The 17426-nt window shown below is 73.3% G+C and carries 14 protein-coding genes and 1 pseudogene; 6 read left to right on the top strand and 9 right to left on the bottom strand.

From position 1 onward, the window contains the following. Positions 1-88 precede the first annotated feature (88 nt). From WJX68_RS18215 to WJX68_RS18195, 5 genes are all read right to left on the bottom strand, one after another. Positions 89-1867 carry a hypothetical protein gene (locus WJX68_RS18215; RefSeq protein WP_340292535.1) on the bottom strand — a complete coding sequence of 593 codons (1779 nt, stop codon included), beginning with the start codon at positions 1865-1867 and terminating at the stop codon, positions 89-91. Between the two features lie 95 nt (positions 1868-1962). After that, positions 1963-2865, bottom strand: coding sequence for a PD-(D/E)XK motif protein (locus WJX68_RS18210; protein ID WP_340292533.1), 903 nt, complete (start codon positions 2863-2865; stop codon positions 1963-1965). A gap of 86 nt (positions 2866-2951) precedes the next feature. Next, on the bottom strand, positions 2952-5537 hold the full coding sequence (locus WJX68_RS18205) for a Z1 domain-containing protein (RefSeq protein WP_340292531.1): 2586 nt from the start codon (positions 5535-5537) through the stop codon (positions 2952-2954). 339 nt (positions 5538-5876) lie between these two features. Next, a complete protein-coding gene (locus tag WJX68_RS18200; RefSeq protein ID WP_340292529.1) occupies positions 5877-6056 on the bottom strand; it encodes a DUF4177 domain-containing protein in 180 nt (59 codons plus the stop codon). Positions 6057-6073: 17 nt separating this feature from the next. Further along, complete coding sequence (locus tag WJX68_RS18195) at positions 6074-6799, bottom strand: MerR family transcriptional regulator (RefSeq protein ID WP_340292526.1); 726 nt, start codon at positions 6797-6799, stop codon at positions 6074-6076. Between the two features lie 137 nt (positions 6800-6936). On the opposite strand from WJX68_RS18195, the gene WJX68_RS18190 reads away from it, so the two are divergent. From WJX68_RS18190 to WJX68_RS18180, 3 genes are read left to right on the top strand one after another with little or no spacing between them, the layout of a single operon-like run. Continuing rightward, the gene (locus WJX68_RS18190) at positions 6937-7566 is read left to right on the top strand and encodes a DUF3159 domain-containing protein (RefSeq protein ID WP_340292523.1); all 630 of its coding nucleotides are present in this window, start codon (positions 6937-6939) and stop codon (positions 7564-7566) included. Next, complete coding sequence (locus WJX68_RS18185; RefSeq protein ID WP_340292521.1) at positions 7563-8882, top strand: MFS transporter; 1320 nt, start codon at positions 7563-7565, stop codon at positions 8880-8882. The genes WJX68_RS18190 and WJX68_RS18185 overlap by 4 nt, the downstream gene beginning before the upstream one ends. Next, complete coding sequence (locus WJX68_RS18180) at positions 8833-10695, top strand: S9 family peptidase (RefSeq protein WP_340292518.1); 1863 nt, start codon at positions 8833-8835, stop codon at positions 10693-10695. The genes WJX68_RS18185 and WJX68_RS18180 overlap by 50 nt, the downstream gene beginning before the upstream one ends. On the opposite strand, the gene WJX68_RS18175 is transcribed toward WJX68_RS18180, so the two are convergent. Next, positions 10684-12180, bottom strand: coding sequence for a GIY-YIG nuclease family protein (locus WJX68_RS18175; protein ID WP_340292516.1), 1497 nt, complete (start codon positions 12178-12180; stop codon positions 10684-10686). The genes WJX68_RS18180 and WJX68_RS18175 overlap by 12 nt on opposite strands. Before the next feature lie 171 nt (positions 12181-12351). On the opposite strand from WJX68_RS18175, the gene WJX68_RS18170 reads away from it, so the two are divergent. Further along, positions 12352-12810, top strand: coding sequence for a GyrI-like domain-containing protein (locus WJX68_RS18170; protein WP_340292514.1), 459 nt, complete (start codon positions 12352-12354; stop codon positions 12808-12810). Here WJX68_RS18170 and WJX68_RS18165 read toward each other — a convergent pair. Together WJX68_RS18165 and WJX68_RS18160 are read right to left on the bottom strand one after the other, a co-directional pair. After that, positions 12791-13699, bottom strand: a complete 909-nt coding sequence (locus tag WJX68_RS18165; RefSeq protein ID WP_340292512.1) for an NADP-dependent oxidoreductase — start codon at positions 13697-13699, stop codon at positions 12791-12793. The two genes, WJX68_RS18170 and WJX68_RS18165, sit on opposite strands and share 20 nt — an antisense overlap. A 61-nt stretch (positions 13700-13760) precedes the next feature. Next, entirely contained in the window at positions 13761-14201 is a 441-nt protein-coding gene (locus WJX68_RS18160; RefSeq protein WP_340292510.1) for a hypothetical protein, read from the bottom strand. Here WJX68_RS18160 and WJX68_RS25255 point away from each other — a divergent pair. Next, positions 14188-15309: pseudogene (locus WJX68_RS25255) on the top strand (FUSC family protein); the annotation flags it as partial. The gene WJX68_RS18160 and the pseudogene WJX68_RS25255 sit on opposite strands and share 14 nt — an antisense overlap. A gap of 202 nt (positions 15310-15511) precedes the next feature. Continuing rightward, entirely contained in the window at positions 15512-16225 is a 714-nt protein-coding gene (locus WJX68_RS18150; RefSeq protein WP_340292506.1) for a carboxypeptidase-like regulatory domain-containing protein, read from the top strand. Positions 16226-16252: 27 nt separating this feature from the next. Here the strand turns inward: WJX68_RS18150 and WJX68_RS18145 are convergent, their stop codons facing one another. Further along, the gene (locus WJX68_RS18145; protein WP_340292504.1) at positions 16253-17365 is read right to left on the bottom strand and encodes a thermonuclease family protein; all 1113 of its coding nucleotides are present in this window, start codon (positions 17363-17365) and stop codon (positions 16253-16255) included. Positions 17366-17426 lie beyond the last annotated feature (61 nt).

Genomic DNA, 17426 nt, shown 5'->3' with positions numbered 1-17426 from the left:
AGCTCGTCGAGCGCGTCGTCGCCGACCCGGAGCCACGGACCCGGGACCACGACGTCCGCCGGCGGTCTGCGGTACGGGAAGGCGCGGCTCACGACGTGCTCTCCACACGGGTCCCGACCACGGCGATGTCGGTCACGGTGTCGGCTACCGGGAGCACGACAAGCTCGACGTCGCCAGGGCTGTCGACGACGCAGCCGGCCCCGTCGTGGACACCCCCGGCCGTCGTCCAGTGGAGGACCATCGGACGGTCGGCGCCCGCAGGGGCCTCGTCCTCCCGCGAGCGCTCCCCCAGACCGACGGAGACCTCCGCCTTCAGTTCGACCGGTCCGGGTCCCGTCACCGCGAACCCCTGTACGAGCACCACCCGTCCGTCGACTTCGTCGAGCACCGGCTCGCCGGTCGGGAGGACGCGTACCCGGTCGCGTGGCGCCGGGGAGGGGCGACGTCCCTCCCCGCGGGTACCCGCGCCGCCACGCCCGGACACCGTTCCGCTGCCCGGGCCGGATCGGGAGGAAGCGTCCTCCGGACGGGAGAACGCCGCGGCGACGATGCCCCCGAGGAAGGAACTCGCGGCACCCAGCGCGATCCCGCCACCCGCTCTCGTGGTGGCCACCCGGCTCCCGCGGAAACCGTCGAGCTGGTCCCGGATACGCCTGAAGGTCACCCTGACGAAGGTGCGGGCGTGCCCCGACAACTGCTCGTCGACCCAGTTGTCGTGGGTGGGGGGTTCGGCCGCCGCGTAGACGTCGTCCAGCTCGTCGAGGGCGCGGAACACGCCTGCGTAGGCCTTGTTGACCGATCCCGTCTCCGGACCGGCGTGGTACCGGACGACCAGCTCCGGGGAGCGCATGAGACAGACGTGGTGCGGATCACCGGGCACACCGGCGCACTCCGCCGCGAGCGTCGCCGCCCCGGAGTCCATCGGGATCACGAAGTCCTGCTCGACGGCGAAGCGCCCGAGCTTGCGACGGGGGTTGCCGCACTCCAGGACGGTCCCGTCCCCGTCGCGCTGGCGCCGGTACGCCCGGACGAAGAGCTCCAGGGGATAGAGCTCCGTGGGGTCCGGGACGGTGAACCCGACTCCTCCTGCGACGACGTCCGGGACGAGCCGGTCGTCGCCGCGTTCGGGGAGCATGATGGGCCACAGCTGCCACGCGATCGTCTCGGCGAGGTGGCGGGCCGCGTCGGCCGACTCGTCGAAGTCGTCGAGCTCCGGGTCGAGGACGACGAGTGTGGTGCCGGTCTCGTCGTCGACGAACGGCTGCAGGCCGAGAGTTCGTGCGACGGAGTCGGCCTCCGCGCCACGCAGAGGTTCCACGTGGTCACCCTGCACGTCCCCCCACCAGTGGCGACCCGTGAACGGACGGGAGCTCCGGTCGACGCGCGCTCGGCTGTCGAAGGACTCGCCCAACGCGATCCCGATCAGACGCGAGGCCACGGAGCCGTCGGCCTCCCTGGTCCGTGTGTAGACGAGGATCGTGCCGACCCTGGACATCCTGTACAGGACGGCCTTGCCGTAGCCGTACGTTCCGCCGCCCTGCTCGGTGTCGCGCTTCTCCCCGACGTTCAGGACGAACGAAACCCAGTCCTTGCGGTCGGTCGCCAGCTCGTCCGCCCGGGTCGGTCCACCCAGGCCCTTGGTGCCGCGGTCCACGACCGACAGCAGCCGCAGGTCCGGCGTCCGGACGACCTTGCCCACACCGAGGTGCGCCTCCGTCTCCGCCGGCGGGCTGAGCAGACGTTCCCAGTTGGGGCGGTGGATCGGGGCGACCGTCGTCAGCTCGAGCCGGTACGTCGTCGGTACGGGCACGTCACGCAGCCGTGCGTCCCAGGAGTTCTGCGCCGTCTCGCGCACGAAGACGGTCAAGGGATCGACCGGCGGGCGGCCCAGTTGGTTACGGATGCCCTCCGACGCGATGGCCCCCGTGGGTGGGAACGGCTGGGACCACCACCGCGGGGTCGTCACGGCTGCTCCAGCAGGTGACGGACCACGTCGTCGGTGGGGATCCTCGCGGCCACCGCGGGGGCGGCGTCCAGGTCCAGGTCGTAGTCGACGTGGCCGACGCCGGCCGGCACCGCGTCACCGCGTAGCGACGCGGTGGTCAGCCGCGGGAAACCGGGGCCGACCTCGTGGTCGAGTCGTTCCACCGGTTCGAAGACGCGGGTCCGATACAGGTCCGCGTCCGAATGCCGGTAGCCGACCTCACCGAGGGCACGGAGGAAGGAATCCGGGTCGTCGCAGAGCCCCAGGATCTCCTCGACGATGTCGGGCACGGAGCGTCCACGGTCGGTGCGCAGCCGGAACCAGCTCAGCAGGAGCGTCCCCGCACCGCCATCGAGCTGGTCGAGACCGTGGACCCGGATCGTCCGTCCCTCGGGCGACATGGTCGCCTTGACCTCCAGGGCGACCGAACCACGGTGGAAGTCCTGTGCGGATCCGGTCGGTCCGGTCCAGCACACGACCGCACCCGGATCCGCCCCGACGAGGTCGCGCAGTACCGAGAGCTCACCGAACAGGCCGGCCAACTCGGAGGCGCCGAGAAGCCGGCGAGCGCCCGACAGCAGCGCCCGCCAGTCGGCGAGTGCACGGCGCAGCGCGCGGACCGGTCGTTCCGGCTCGGCCGAGATCCGGGTCAGGACCTCGGCGCAGAGAGCTCGGAACAGGTCCTCCATGCGGTCGTCCACGAGAGCGAGATCTGCGTAGGCGCGACGGACCGTGTCGTCCTCGAGCACCCGACGCGAGAGCGTCACGGCCTGCCCCTCGGGCTCGATCGGCAGGGTGTGGCGTGGGTCGATCGGGATGAGCAGGTGTCGTGAGTCGTCGTCTCGCAGAGCCAGGAGGACGGAGCCGCGTCTCGACGTCACCCCTGTGTCGGCGGTTCGGAAGGCGGACGTGACCGGCGCGCTCGCGGCGGCCGCCCAGAGCGTCGCGAGCCTCCCGGCATCCGGGGTCACTCGTCGTCCTGCTGGTCGAGTACGGAGTCGTCCTCCTCCTCCACGGCGACCTGTGACAGGTCGGCGCTCATGTACTCCACCTCGGAGTCGCGACCGAGCGCTTCCGGGAAGACGAGTGCCACACCCATCACGACGTCGTCGGTCGGCGCGGCGAGCGCGACGCGGTTCTTGAGCCGGGCCGGTTCCGACTGCGGCTCGATCGGGTAGAGGAGCACGAGCCCCTGCGACGGTCGCTGGCGTCGCCGCAGGGCGACCAGCTCCTTCCGGTCGAGCGTGCTCGGCCGATCGGTCGTCAGGTCGAGCGCTTCGTCCCGTCGGCTGCTGAGCGTCTTGATGTCGGCGACCCCGTCGAAGGCCGTGTCCGCGTCGTAGTGGAGCCGGGCTCGTCGGACCATGCGCACGTCGACCCCGCTTCCGAGATCGCACCGCTTCGTGTCGGCGCTCTCCAACGAGTTGCCGATGACACCCACGCTCCAGCGTCCGAGTGCACCGTCCCGGACGCGTCGGCGGATGTACTCCGAGATGCGGCGGCTGTCGCCGTCGGCGGACCGTTCGTGGAAGGAGTAGGACTCGAGGAAGTCGAGCACGTCCTCGTGCGGGACCCCGGTGAACAGCGCCGATTCGGCGTGCGACGGCGCCGCCACCCCGTTCCGTGCGGCCGCCGCGACCAGTTCCCGTCCGGCGCGTGCGTTGCGGGCCAGCCACTCGCGCGCCGTGGGTGAGACGTCGTAGAACCGGGACTCGACCAGCAGACCTCCGTATGCGGCCGAGGCCTTCACCGCGCTGGTCATCTTGGCCTTGGTCGTGATGCTCATCTTGGGATGGGTCCGCAGTCGTACCGCGAAGTTCAGGGGGTTCACCCCCGGGTTCATGTACCGGTTGATGTCCTGGCGCATCTCCGCCTCGACGGTCGCCAGGTGGGAGAACCACTCGCGCAGCTCGTCGGTCATCCAGATGCGCGGCAGGTCCCCGTAGTGGTTGCGGTAGCCGAACCACCGACCCATCTGCAGGAGAGTGTCGTAGGCGGACACCGCCCGCACGAACAGGCTGGAGACGAGCCCCTCCAGCGTGAGACCGCGGGAGAGAGTGTTGCCGCCGACGGCGATCGCGGTCACGGGACCCGACTCGTAGTCGAGACGGTCCGTGCTCCGGTAGTTGTCGACGATCACCTTGGTCTCGCGGACGACGTCCTGCAGGTGCACGAGCAGGGCGTCGAACGCCACGGGTACCTCGTCGAAGTCCGCGGCGGGGACCCGTGCCGTCTCGCCCCTCCATGTCGTCCGCAGCCGGTCGAGCAACGTCCCGTCGCCCGTGTCGAGTCCTGTGAGCATCCGACTCCGCAGGTCCAGGAGCGGATCCTTGAACCGCTCGTGCACCGTCGTGTCGGTCGTCGTGTGGATGAGCATCGTCGAGTGCGGGTTGCCCCCACCACGGACCCGACGGGCGGCGGTCGCGAGCCAGAACCATTCGACGGCGCGACGGAGGGAGTGCGCCGTGCCCGGATGGAAGTCGACGGCCTCCTTCTTGTTGCGCGGTTTGAGCTCGTCGATCTCGGAGTCCGGAACGCTGCGGATCATGTCGTATCCACCGTCGAGGGTGGAGGCGTCCTCCCCGGGGAGGAGCTCACGTCCGAACAGAACCTCGGTCCCGTGGTAACCGGTCGGCTGGGGGAGGTTGACGATGAAGTCCCGCGGATAGAAGTCGTTGTCGTCCGCGGGGTCGATCAGCAGATTGGCGAACGGGGTCGCGGTGTAGCCGATGTAGCCGACCTTGGGGAAGTTGTTCAGCACGTCGAAGAGCAAAGGATTGATCTTCGTCGTGGCGACCGTCGACTGGTCGGCCTCGTCGTCGATGATCAGGGTGGGACACCGGTCCAGATACTCGCCGGCCGAGGCGAGCCAGTTCCGCAGTTTGCGCAGTACGGTCGCGTTCTTCTTCACCACCATCAGCAGGTGCTGGTCCTTGGCAGCGAAGAAGGCCTTCGGATTTCCCGGCGGCACGAAGTCGTGCCGATCGTTGGTGACCTCGTACCACTTCCCGGGATTGGCGTGGACCAGGTCGGCGGCGAGTCGCATCTGGGTCTGGCGGCGCAGGGTGTTGTGGATGCCGGACAGGACGATGAACAGCTTGTACCCACGATCCGCCGCCTTGGCCATCACCGCGGTGAAGTTGGTGGTCTTGCCCGACTGGACGTAGCCGACCACGAGGCCGCGGGTCCGGTAGGACTCCTGCTTGGGGTGGTCGAGCAGCGCGACGACCTTCGTCGACGACGCGTCCACGGACTCGATGTTGGCGTCGCCGAACCCCTTGCGGTCCATGGCGGTCCTGATGGCGGGCCAGTTGCGGTCCTTGGTCATGTCGGGGCCCGTGTACCAGGTGATCCGACCGTCCATCCAGACCGAGGGCGGCTCCTCGAGGTTGCGGATCCGGACGGTCTCGTCCTCGTGCCGGATCCGGATCCGGTCGATCATCTCGGGTGGCTGACCCATCAACTGCAGATCGTCGAGTGCTTCCTGTGGGGAGCTCGTGTCCGCGTACTTCAGGAAGATCTTGTAGATCCTCGCGACCTGCTCGTCCGTCACGCCGTCCGCCACGCTGCGCCTCTCGACCTTGCCCGTTCCGATGGCGCGAGGCTATCGACAACAGCTGCCGCCGTGTGACCGTCCCACCCCGCAGAGTGCATACCGTCAGGTGACGGGCCCGCGTTACACCTCTCGAGGCGGCGGGTCCCGGGGCCGGTGCGTGTCGGCGGATCCGTTGCGACACAGAAGCGGACGGCGTGGTGCGGGTCGGCCCGTCCGTACGTGAACACGATGTCCGTCCACTCGAAGGGGGGAATCGCGTCGTGCGTTCCCGAGGACGGGCGGTCGTTCCTGGGACGACGCCTGCTCCGAGGCCGGAAATGGGTGCCGGGACCACTGTCACCGCGCCCGCTTGAGGATCACCCCGATCTCCAGCGACTGCCCGGCCCCGACCGACGGGACGACGGTCGAGACCGTCTCCCACCCCTGCGCCCCGAGCTCGTTCAGCTCCTGCTCCATCGCCGCGTAGTCGAAGCCCTTCCAGCCCCAGGTGAACTTCACGATCGTGTGCTCGAACACGGTGGTCCTCTCCGTCGTCATCCCGCGCCCGAGACGAGCGCGTGGATCCGGCCCAGCACGTCCATCTGTGCCGGGTTGTACAGCTCGCGCATCGCCGCGCCGGTCGTCTGCGCCAGCACCCGCGGGCCCTGCGGCGCGTCGTCGTCGTCGCCGAACAGATCCGGGTGCTCCTCGCGCACGCGCCGCGCGGCGGGCGCCATCCGTTCCGCGAGGTCCTGGCGTTGCGCGTCGGGCGCGTCGGCGGGCAGCCGGTCGAACTCGCGGTCGGCCGGCTCGGCCGGGGACCCGCGGAGCACCTCGCCGAGGGCGCGCAGCTTGCGCGGGCCCAGCACACGCGTCATCAGCAGGGTGAACGACCGGTCGGCCTCGCTCATCGACGACGGGTCCGCGGGGGTCAGCTCGGCCGGCAGGTCCGCCGGGACCTGGCGGTCCAGGATCGTCGCCAGCTCCACGCGGGCCCGCTGCAGCCGGTCGACGGTCGCGGCGAGCTCGGCGTCGAGGGTGCGCAGCGCCTGCTCGGGATGGTCGTCGCCGTCGAGGGTCTCGGCGATCCTCGGCAGCCCGAACCCCAGGTCGGCGAGCCGCTTGATCCGCAGCAGCCGTACCAGGTGCTCGACGCCGTACTGCTTGTAGCCGTTCGCGCGGCGTCGCGGCTCGGCCAGCAGGCCCACGTCGTGGTAATGCCGCACCGCCCGCAGGCTCGTGCCGGCCAGCTCGGCGACCTCCCGGGTGCTCCACGTCATGGCGACACCGCACACCGTGCCGTCGCGGCACGGTCAAGCCGGGCGTGACCTGAGCCACACGATCGGGCGCCGCGCTTGAGTGTGCCGCAGCGGCACGGCCTTTCCTCCTCCACACCACCGACCGCCGAGGAGGACGGATGAGCATGACCGAGCAGCGCGACGACCGGACCCGCCCCACGCCCACCCTGCTGGACCAGATGGGCGGCACCGTCGGGTTCGTGTACTCCACGATCCCGGTGCTCGTGTTCGTGACCGCGAACGCGTTCCTGCCACTGACCCTGACCATCGGCCTCGCCGTCGCGACCGGGCTGGCCCTGTTCGGCTACCGGCTGCTGCGGCGCGAGCGCTTCTCCTCGGCCGTCGGGAGCCTGCTGGGGGTGGCCGTCGCCGCCGGCGTCGTCGCGTGGACCGGGTCGGCGCGCGACTTCTTCGTGATCGGGATCTGGGCGTCGCTGGCCGGGTTCGTGGTCACCGCCGGCTCGCTGGTCGCGCGCCGGCCGATCACCGGGGTGGTGTGGAACGCCGTCCACGGCGGCCGCCACCCGTGGCGCGACGACCGCGTGGTCCTGCGCGCCCACGACCTCGCCACGCTCGCCGCGGCGCTGGTGTTCGGCTCGCGGTTCGCGATCCAGCAGTGGCTCTACGTCGCCGAGTCCACCGGCGGACTGGGCGTCGCCCGCGTCGTCATGGGGACGCCGCTGACGGTGCTGGCCGCGCTGGTGATCGTGTGGGCGTTCCGGCGCAGCACGAAGCGGCTGCGCACGTGAGCCCACGGGTGGCCGCGCTGCGGCGCAGTCCCGTCCTGTGGCTGGGCTCCTACGGGCTGTCGCTGCTGGGCGGCGGGATCATGGCGGCGGTCCTGCCGCTGCTCGTCCTGGTGCGCACCGGGGACGTGCTCGCCGCCGGGGTGCTGGCGACCGTCACGATGACCGCGTCGGCGCTGACCGGGCTGGTGTCCGGCCTGCTCGTCGACCGTGTCGACCGGCGGCGGGTCACCGTCGTCGCCGACGTCCTGGGCGCCGCGTCGGTCGCGGCGCTGCCCGTCGTCGACGTCCTGTGGGGCCTGGACATGACCGCCCTGCTGGTCCTCGGCGTCCTGGGCGCGGTCGCGCGGGTCCCCGCGATGACCGCGCAGGAGGTCCTGCTGCCGGCGCTCGTCCGGCTCGGCGACGGGCGCCCGGGCCGGCTCGACCGGCTCGTCGCGATCCGGGAGAACGTCGCGAACGTGCTGCTGCTGGCCGGTCCCGCGATCGGCGGGCTGCTGGTCGCGCTCGCCGGGCCGTCGTCGGCGGTGCTGCTGGTGACCGCGTCGACGACCCTGCTCGCCGCACTCGGGACCGCACTGCTCGACCCGCGTGCCGGGGCCGTCGCGGCGCCCGTGCGCACCGCCGCGGGGGGTGCGGTGCGCCGGGCGGTCGGCGACCTGGTCGCGTCGTGGGTGTTCCTGGCGGGCAACCGGCTCGTGCTCGGCGCCACGCTGGTGTCCGCGGTGCTCGTCGCCGTCGTCGCCGCCCTGCAGACGACACTGATGCCCGCCTACTTCGCCGGCGAGGGCCTGCCCGCACTGGCCGGGCTCACCCTCAGCGCGCTGGCCGCGGGCGGGCTCGCCGGCTCCGCGCTGTACGCGGCGCTGGTCGGACGGGTGCGGCGCCGGACCTGGTTCGTGCTCGGCATGGCCGGTTTCGGGACCGGGTTCGCCCTGGTCGGGAGCCTCGCCTCGCCGTGGGTCGTGCTCGGCGCCGCCGCGCTCGTCGGGTTCACCAACGCCCCGGTCGGCGCGGTCCTGGGCGTGCTGACGATCGAGGCCACCCCGGACGCCCTGCGCGGGCGCGTGCTGGGCGCCCAGAACACCCTGCTGCTCGCCGCCCCCGCGCTGACGACCGCACCGGTCGCGGCGCTGGCGTCCTCGGCCGGGCTCGGCGCCGCCGGTGTGGCGCTGGCCGCGGCCGCCGCGGGCACCGCGCTCGTCGCGCTGTGCGTGCCCGCCTTCCGCCATCTCGACACCCCCGACCCGGACCACGAAGGAGACGACCATGGCCCTGCCCGACCGGATCTCCGTCCGCGACATGCTGCGGATGCCTGAGCGCACCGGCGCGACGCTGTCCCCGGACGGCACCCGTATCGCCCACCTGGCGCCCTGGAAGGGCCGCCTCAACGTCTGGGTGTCGGAGGTGGACTCCGACGCCGAGCCGCGCTGCGTCACCGCCGACGAGACCCGCACCGTCCTGCGCCACCTGTGGACCGACGACCCGCGCTACCTGCTCTACCTGCAGGACACCGGCGGCGACGAGAACTGGCACGTGTACCGGGTCGACCTCGACGACCCCGGCGCCCCCGCGGTCGACCTCACGCCGTTCGACGGCGCGACGGCGATCGGCGTCGAGCAGCGTCCCGACCGGCCCGGGACGCTCCTGCTGCAGAGCAACGCCCGCGACCGGAGCCGGTTCGACCTGTGCGAGCTCGACGTCGCCACCGGCGAGCTGACCGTGCTCGCGCAGAGCCCGGGTGCGGGCGGCGGCTGGGTCGTCGCCGGCGACACGCTGCTGCGCGAGACGCCCACCGCCGACGGGGGCACCCGGCTGTGGCGCGGCGAGGAGCTCGTGACCGTGTTCGACGGCGACGCGCACCCGCTCGGGGTGCACCCGTTCGAGCCCACGCCCGACGGCACCGGGATCTGGGTCGGCACCCACGGCGACGGCGACCGGCTGCACCTCGGCCGCCTCGACCTCGCCACCGGCGAGATCACCGAGGTCGCCCGCCACCCCGACCTCGACCTCGACACCCGGGCGCAGGTCTTCCCGGTGCTGCCGCCGACGCTGATCCGCGACCGCGGCACCGGCGCCCTGCTCGGCGTGCGCTTCCTCGGCGCGCGCCAGGAGATCCGGGCGCTCGACCCGTGCTTCGCCGAGGTCCTCGCCGCGCTGCAGGACCTGCACGACGGCGACGTCTCCGCGCTCTCCGGCGACGTGCACGGCCGTCGCTGGCTGGTGACCTTCGTCGACGACCGCGACCCGCAGACCTGGTTCTACGACCACGCCACCGGCCGGGGCCGGCTGCTGTTCCGCCACCGCGCGGACCTCGACCCGGCCACGCTCGCGCGGACCGAGGCGGTCACCGTCACCGCCCGCGACGGCCTGGAGATGCTCGCCTACCTGACGCTGCCGGCCGGCGTCGCACCGGAGGGGCTGCCGCTGATCCTGATGCCGCACGGCGGTCCGTGGGCGCGCGACTGGTGGGGCCTCGACCCGGGTGTGCAGCTGTGGGCCAACCGCGGCTACGCCGTGCTGCAGCCGCAGTTCCGCGGCTCGTCCGGCTTCGGCCGCGCGCACATGGAGGCCGCGATCGGGGAGTTCGCCGGCGCCATGCACGACGACCTGGTCGACGCCGTCGACTGGGCGGTGGCGCGCGGGATCGCCGACCCGGAGCGGGTCGCGATGTTCGGCGGCTCCTACGGCGGCTACGCGACCCTGGTCGGGGCCGCGTTCACCCCGGACCGGTTCGCCGCCGCCGTCTCCTACGTCGGCATCTCGAACCTCGCCAACTTCATGCGCACCGTCCCGGAGTTCGCCAAGCCCGGCCTGACGGGCAACTGGTACCGCTACGTCGGCGACCCGGCCGACCCCGCGCAGGAGGCGGACATGCTGGCCCGCTCGCCGATCACCCGGGCCGGCGACATCCGCACCCCGCTGATGGTGGTGCAGGGCGCCAACGACGTCCGCGTCGTGCGGGCCGAGTCCGACAACCTCGTCGCGGCGCTGCGCGGGCGCGGGGTCGACGTCGAGTACCTCGTGTTCGACGACGAGGGGCACGCCATCGTCAACCAGGAGAACCTCGTCACGATGTTCGAGACCGCCGACGCGTTCCTCGCGACCCACCTGGGCAGCTCAAGACCGTGACGGTGTCTCCCCGTCGCAGAGTCTCCGTACCTCTTCGATACGACGGTGGACGGTCGAGCCCAGTCTGCTGATGCCGTAGTGGGCGGCTGCAGCACGAGCAGCCCCTCGGGGATCGGTTGCGTCGGCGGCGCTTCTCGTCAGTACCGCCGCGAGTTCGCGGGGCGGGATCTGCCCGAACTCGCGTTGACCGAGTTCTCGGATCTCGACCGGCGGCTGAGTAGGGAGCCGGTAGGTACGGTCGGCGAGCCGGTGTTCGGCGAGCGGCGCATCGCTGACGATGTCACCCCGTCGCACTGCCCGGGACAGGCACGCGTCGACAACGGACCGGAAACTGGAACCCACCCGCGTCACGCCCAGCGCGCCGGCGCACGCCCGGTGGACTCGTGTGCCGACGACGGGCCCTTCCTGCGCGATCACGGCGAGCACCGCGCCGCGAATGTCGTCGCTGTTCGGTTGCCCAGCGGGTGGCAGTACAGGACCTGCGCTTCCGCTGCGAGCGTCCAGCCGTCCGGGTGCCTCGGTCCCGGGCTCGTCGAGGAGGTGAAAGATGCCGTCCGCGAGCAGGACGTTGTGCCATCGACCCTGGAGCGTGGGCCCCTTCCGCATGAGCCGAAGATTCAGGTCGGCGGCCGCGTGGAGGAGGTCAGAACAATCGGGATCATTGAACAGCCGCTCGAGTCCATCTCGATCCTCGAAGAACAGCTGCACCGCGTTGCCGCCACAGGCTTCATAACCGGCGTCGCGGTCCACCTCGACGAAGGGAAGCCGCGCCGCGACGTCAATGAGACTGCCGTAGGCCTCCTCGAGAGCCGCGATGCTGACGTTCATGAAACCGGAGTACTCTCCCTCACCGTGCTCCAAGAGGACGAACGTCTCGAGCGAGTACACGGAGAAGCAGAACAGTCTGTTGCCCGCATTGGTGGTCGGCGCGGCACTCACGGCCCAGAAGCGTCGCTCCGTCGCGCGGGGAACCGGGATGGTGGATGCGACGTAGGCCGCCGCCAGCTGAAGCGCGAACCCGGCCTCCGGGTGTGACACGAACCGGTCGAACGCGCGTCTGCCCCGTTCACGCTGCGCGTCGTCGACGTTCCGATCCGTACGGTCCGGGACTCCGCCGCCCTGTCGGAACTGCAGCTGATGCTCCGGCGGAACGATCGGGTCAAGCGGGCTCGGGCCTGTTGGCGGTCGCAGGTAATGACGGACGTTGCGGAGGACCCGCGATTCGGATCGCAGCTGGATCTCAGCTCTCTCCAACGCGTCGAGGTCGGCTTCTGGCGTGACCGATGCGAACTCGAGTGATTGCAGGTCGCAGTAGGTCCGCCGGTGCTGCGTGAACCGGCTCCAGATGTCTACCGTCTGGCCGACGTAGGCCTCGCCGTCCCGGAAGTGAAGTACGTAGATGCCGCGGAGCCGAGTGGGGTCGGGGATCATCCCGGTGAGCGAACCGTGCTCGGCCACGTCGAACTGCTCGAACTCCAGGTCCACTGGAACCACCCTCTCGCCAAGTGCGCCGACGATACGCTGATCGCTGGGTGCCATGAGTGGGTCTCACTCGGGCGAGTGGTGTCGGTGACTCGATGTGCCACAAGTGTCCGATGAGTTGTTCCGCGTTCGCCGGTCCTCCTCGTCATATGTCGCTCTGTGAAAGGACCCACCATGACCACCCCCGAGATCGTCGACGTCCCCGCCGTCCCGACCGCGGTCGTACGCGGCACCGTCCCGACGGGCGAGCTGCGGTCCTTCTTCGACCGCGCGTTCTCGGTGCTGCCCAAGGCCGTCACCGGGCAGGGCGTCGCGATCACCGGGCCGGCGTTCGCGCTGTACCGGGGCGCCCCGTCCGACGTCGCCGAGCTGGAGGTCGGGTTCCCGACCGACCGCCCGATCACCGCGGACGGCGACGTCGTGCCCGCCGCGCTGCCGGCCGGGCGGGTCGCCCGCGTCGTGCACGCCGGGTCGTTCGACGGGCTCGGCGACGCGTGGCGACGGCTGGGGGAGTGGGTCGCCGCGCAGGGGCTGCACGGCGGCGAGGAGTTCCGGGAGGCCTACCTGACCGAGCCCTCGCCGGACATGGACCCCGCCGACCTGCGGACCGAGCTCACCCTGCCGCTGCGGTGAGGACGACCTTGCCGGTCACGTGACCGCCCTCGACGAGCGCGAGCGCCGCGCCCGCCTCGTCGAGCGGGAAGGTCGTGCGCACCAGCGGGTCCAGCTCGCCGGCCGCGACGAGCCGGGCGAGCTCGTCGAGGACGGCGGTGCTGCGGTCGCGGGTCACGTCGCGCCCGCCGAGCTCGGCGACCAGCGGCTTGTCCGCGATCGAGTACAGCCGCGCCGGCGGCACCAGCGCAGCGACGGTCCGCAGCGCGTCGCCGCCGACGAGGTCCAGGGCGCCGTCGATCCCGCCGGGCGCGGCCGCGCGGATCCGGTCGGCGACGCCGTCGCCGTAGGCCACCGGAACGGCGCCGAGGCCGGCGAGCAGCGCGTGCTTGCCGGGGCTCGCCGTCCCGACGACGGTCAGCCCGCGCCGGCGGGCCAGCTGCACCAGCGGCAGGCCGACGCCGCCCCCGGCCCCGTTGACCAGCAGCGTCGCGCCGGCGGGCAGGTCGACGTCCGTCAGGAAGTCCAGTGCGGTGCCGGCGGCCACCGGCAGCGCGGCCGCCTCCTCGGGGGACACCCCGTCCGGCCGGTGCGCGGTGAACGACGCCAGCAGCCGCGCCCGCGGCGCCCAGCCGCCGAGCAGGTCCGGGCAGCCGCCGAAGACCTCGTCGCCGACGGCCACGCCGGTGACGCCCTCGCCGACCGCCAGGACCGTCCCGGCGACCTCGCGGCCCAGCACGGCGGGCCCGGTCACCGCGTAGTCGCCGTCGCGCATCCGCAGGTCGCCCGGGTTCACCCCGGCCGCGCGGACCCGCACCACGACCTCACCGGGCCCCGCTGACGGCTCGTCGACCTCGATGAACGCCTGCTGCTCCGGGCCACCCGCCCGCAGGAACCCGTACCCGCGCATCCGCACCCCTCCGCGACCGATCCTCACCTCACCGTACGAAGGAGATCACGATCGGGTATCGTTAGCATGTGCAACGAAACGAGACGACGTCCGCCGCGACGGTCCCGGGACGGTTGCGCCGGGCCCGCGACCGGTTCATCGCGTCCGACCCCGGGCTGGTCCGCCTGGCCTCGGCGCTGCGCGCGGTGCTCGCGATCGCGACCGCGCTGGGCGTGGAGTACCTGCTCGCCACCGCGACGGGGACGCCGCCGCTGGTGCCGATGATGCTCGGCGCCGTCGTCGCGATGCTCGCCTCGTTCGGCGTGCTCGACGCGACCCGCGGCGGGCAGGCGCTGACGCTGGTGTGCCTGGCCGCGTCGATGCTCGCGGGGATGGGCGTGGCCCTGCTCGTCGACCGGGACCGCACCGTGTCGCTGGCGACGTTCGTGGTCGTCGTGTTCGTCGCGGTGTGGGTGCGACGGTTCGGGCCGCGGTTCTTGGTGTGCGGCATGGGCGGGTTCATGGGCTACTTCTTCGCCCTGTTCCTGACCCTGCGCCCGCAGATGCTGCCCGGTGTGGCCGCGGCGGTCGCCGTCGCCATCGCCTGGGTCATGCTGCTGACGCTGGTCCTGCTGCCGGTGCGCAACGACCGCGTGCTGCGCCGCATGCTCGCCTCCTACGAGGCGCGCCTCGCCGGGATCGCCGGCACCGTGCTGCGCGCCGCCGACCTGTCACCCGGCTCGCCCGAGCGGGACCGCGTCGACGCCCGCACCGCGGCGCTGCTGGTCCGCGTGAACGAGGCGGCCCTGGTCGTCGACGGGCAGCTGGGCGCCCCGGGCTCGGTCGCCCACGACGACGCCGCCCGCGCCGTCCGCCGTGCCGTGCTCGACGCCGAGCTGGCCGTGACCGCGCTCGTCCGGGTCGGGGCCGACGCCGTCGCGGCGGACCGCGACGGCGCCGCGCGCGCCCTGCTCTCCGCGGCCGGGCACGCCGAGTGGGCCGCCGCCGCGGAGCGCGCCGAGCGGGTGGGGGCGACGGCGGCCGACCCCCGTCTCGGGCGGCTGGCCGTCGACGTGGCCCTGCTCGCCGCGGCCCGCGACGAGTGGACCGCCGCGCTCGCGAGCCCCGCGGGGCCCGCGGACCCGGGGGAGGGGGAGTTCGCCCCCGCCGTGCAGCTCTTCGGCGGGAACCTGCCCGGCTCGGCGGGCACCGTCATGCGGCTGCACCGCCCGGCCGAACAGGACCGGCCGGCGTCGCGGCTGTCGCTCACGACCCGCCAGGCGGTGCAGGTGGCGCTGGCCACCGCGGTCGCGATCGCCGCGGGCGACGCGCTGTCGCAGCAGCGCTACTACTGGGCGGTGCTGGCGGCCTTCATCGCCTTCACCGGCACCGCGACCGTCGCCGAGACCGTGCGCAAGGCGGTCCACCGCGTCGCCGGGACGATGATCGGGCTGGTCGGGGCGATCGCGCTGGTCCCGGCGCTCGGGTCCGACGTCGCCGTGGTGCTGCCGGTGATCCTGGTGAGCATCTTCGGCGCGCTGTACCTGTTCCGGCTCTCCTACGCGCTGATGATCTTCTTCATCACGCTCATGCTCGGCGAGCTGTACGCGCTGCTCGGCAGCTTCACGGTCGACCTCATGGTGCTGCGGCTGGAGGAGACCGTCGTCGGCGGGCTGATCGGCTGTGTCGTGTCGGTGCTCGTGCTGCCCACGCGGACCCGCTCGGCCGCCGACGAGGCCCGCCGCGGCCTGCTCGACGCGCTGGCCGGGCTGCTCGCGACCACCGACCGGGCGCTGCGCGGCCCGGGCCGTCGACGCGGCGCTGCACCAGACCGTGCTGATCGGCCGCCCCCTCACCCGCACCTGGTCGGGCGCCCCCGACCGGGACGCGTCACGGGTGCTGGCCGCCTGCACCGCCGTCGCCGGGCACGCGCGGCGGCTCGCGCGCGCCGCGGAGGGCGTGCACGGCGATCCGGCCGTCACCGCCGCCTGCGCGCGGCTCGCCCGGCTCACCGCGGCCGCCGTCGCCGGGCGCCCGGTGCCCGCGGGCAGCTGCGCCGCGGTGGTCGACCTGCTCGTCGGACCCGCCGCGGGACGGGGGCCGTCCGCGGCGCCGGCCCGCGAGGCCGGGCTGCTCGCCGCGGAGCTGGCCGAGCTGGTGGAGTCCGCCGGCCCGGACGCGCGCACGACCGGGCGGGTGCGCGGCCCGGCCGGCGCCCCCGTCGCGGCGACGGTCACCGTCGTCGACGCCGCGGGCCGCCAGCTCGACCGGGTCGCCACCGGCGACGACGGCCGGTTCGCCGTCGGGGTGCCGGCCGGCACGCACCTGCTCGTCGTCACCCCGGTCGGCGCGGGGGCCGCGCCCGGCGGAGCCCGTGTCGCGTTCGGAGCGGGCGCGGTGCTGCCCGACGTGGTGCTGGACCCGACCGCGCCGGCACCGGTGCCGGCTCCCGTGCGGGCACCGGTGCCCGCCGGGCCCGGGGTCGCGGCCGGGGTGGGGCGCGGCCCGGCGCGGGTGGTCGGCCGGGGGTGCGTCGGGCACGTCTGACGTGCGGCGACGGCGGCCGGGCGGGGCTCAGCCCTGCGACTCGCAGCCGATCCCGTCGCCGTCGGCGTCGAGGCGGTGCCGGTCGGTGCCGACGACCCGGAACGGCCCGCCGGACAGGTCCCCGCAGTCCAGGTCGGACACCGACTGCGGCACGCACGGGGAGTAGTTCGCGTCGCAGCCGCCACCGGCGGCCGGGGCGGGTGCGGCGGGCGCGGCGGCGGCCGGCGCGGTCACGTCGGGCGCGGCGGCGGCCGCGAGCCGGCGCTGCTCGGCGTCGCGGGCCGCCGCGTCGCGGGCCGCCTGCTCGGCCGCGACGCGGGCGGCCTCCTCCCGGGCGACGCGGTCGCGCTCGGCCTGCTCGGCGGCGAGCCGGATGTCGGCCGCCTGCCGGCCGAAGCCGCTGTGCAGGGTCCGGGCGTCGGTCCACGAGGACCGGACGGTGTCCCGGAGCCGGTCCCGGTCGGTCCCGGACAGCACGGCCCAGGCCACGCCCGGCCGGTTCGCGAGGAAGTCGGTGTCGAGCGCGGCGAGCACGGCGGCCACGTCGTCGGCCTCCCGGGCGGCGGCGTCGAGCCGGGCCGGGTCGGTCGAGGTCCGCAGGCCCAGCCCCGAGACCGTGCTGCGCGCGTGCTCCACCTGCGCCGGGACCGTGCAGGGCACCGTGGTCGCGTACAGCCCGCGCCCGGCGGCGCGCGCCTCCTCCTGCGCCGCGACGACGTCGCCGTGGAAGCGGTCGTTGCCGCCGATGAGCACCGCGGTGCCCAGCCCCTCGCGGGCGAGCTCGGCGTTGACCAGCCGGCCCTGCCCGTCGTGGACCCCGGCGAGGGTGCGCCCGTAGCGGTCGAGGCGCTCGTCGTCGTAGGACAGGTCGACGGTGCTGCCGACCGGGATCATCGCGGCCAGCCGCGCGGCGGCCTCCGGCCCCAGGCACTCGACGGCGGCGTCGGGGTCCTTCGTCTCCGGGGTGTCGATGTTGAGCAGGCGGATCGTGGTGCTCCGCCCGTCCAGGGTCGCCTCGAACGTGTCGCCGTCGACGATGCGGGTGACGACGGCGTCGTCGGACGCCGCCCCCGTCACGAGCCCGACCCCGGCGGTGACGCTGCCGACCGCGACCACCGCGGCGATGACCTTCCCGAACACGGACGCCCCCGTTCCCGCCGGGCTCCTGCGCCCGGCACGCTGCTGCGTACGGCGCATCGCG

Origin of the sequence: Pseudonocardia spirodelae, assembly GCF_037727765.1 — a bacterium.
Classification (GTDB): Bacteria; Actinomycetota; Actinomycetes; order Mycobacteriales; family Pseudonocardiaceae; genus Pseudonocardia; species Pseudonocardia spirodelae.
The sequence above is the reverse complement of the archived record's forward strand: the minus strand, read 5'-3'. Positions and strand labels throughout refer to the sequence as shown.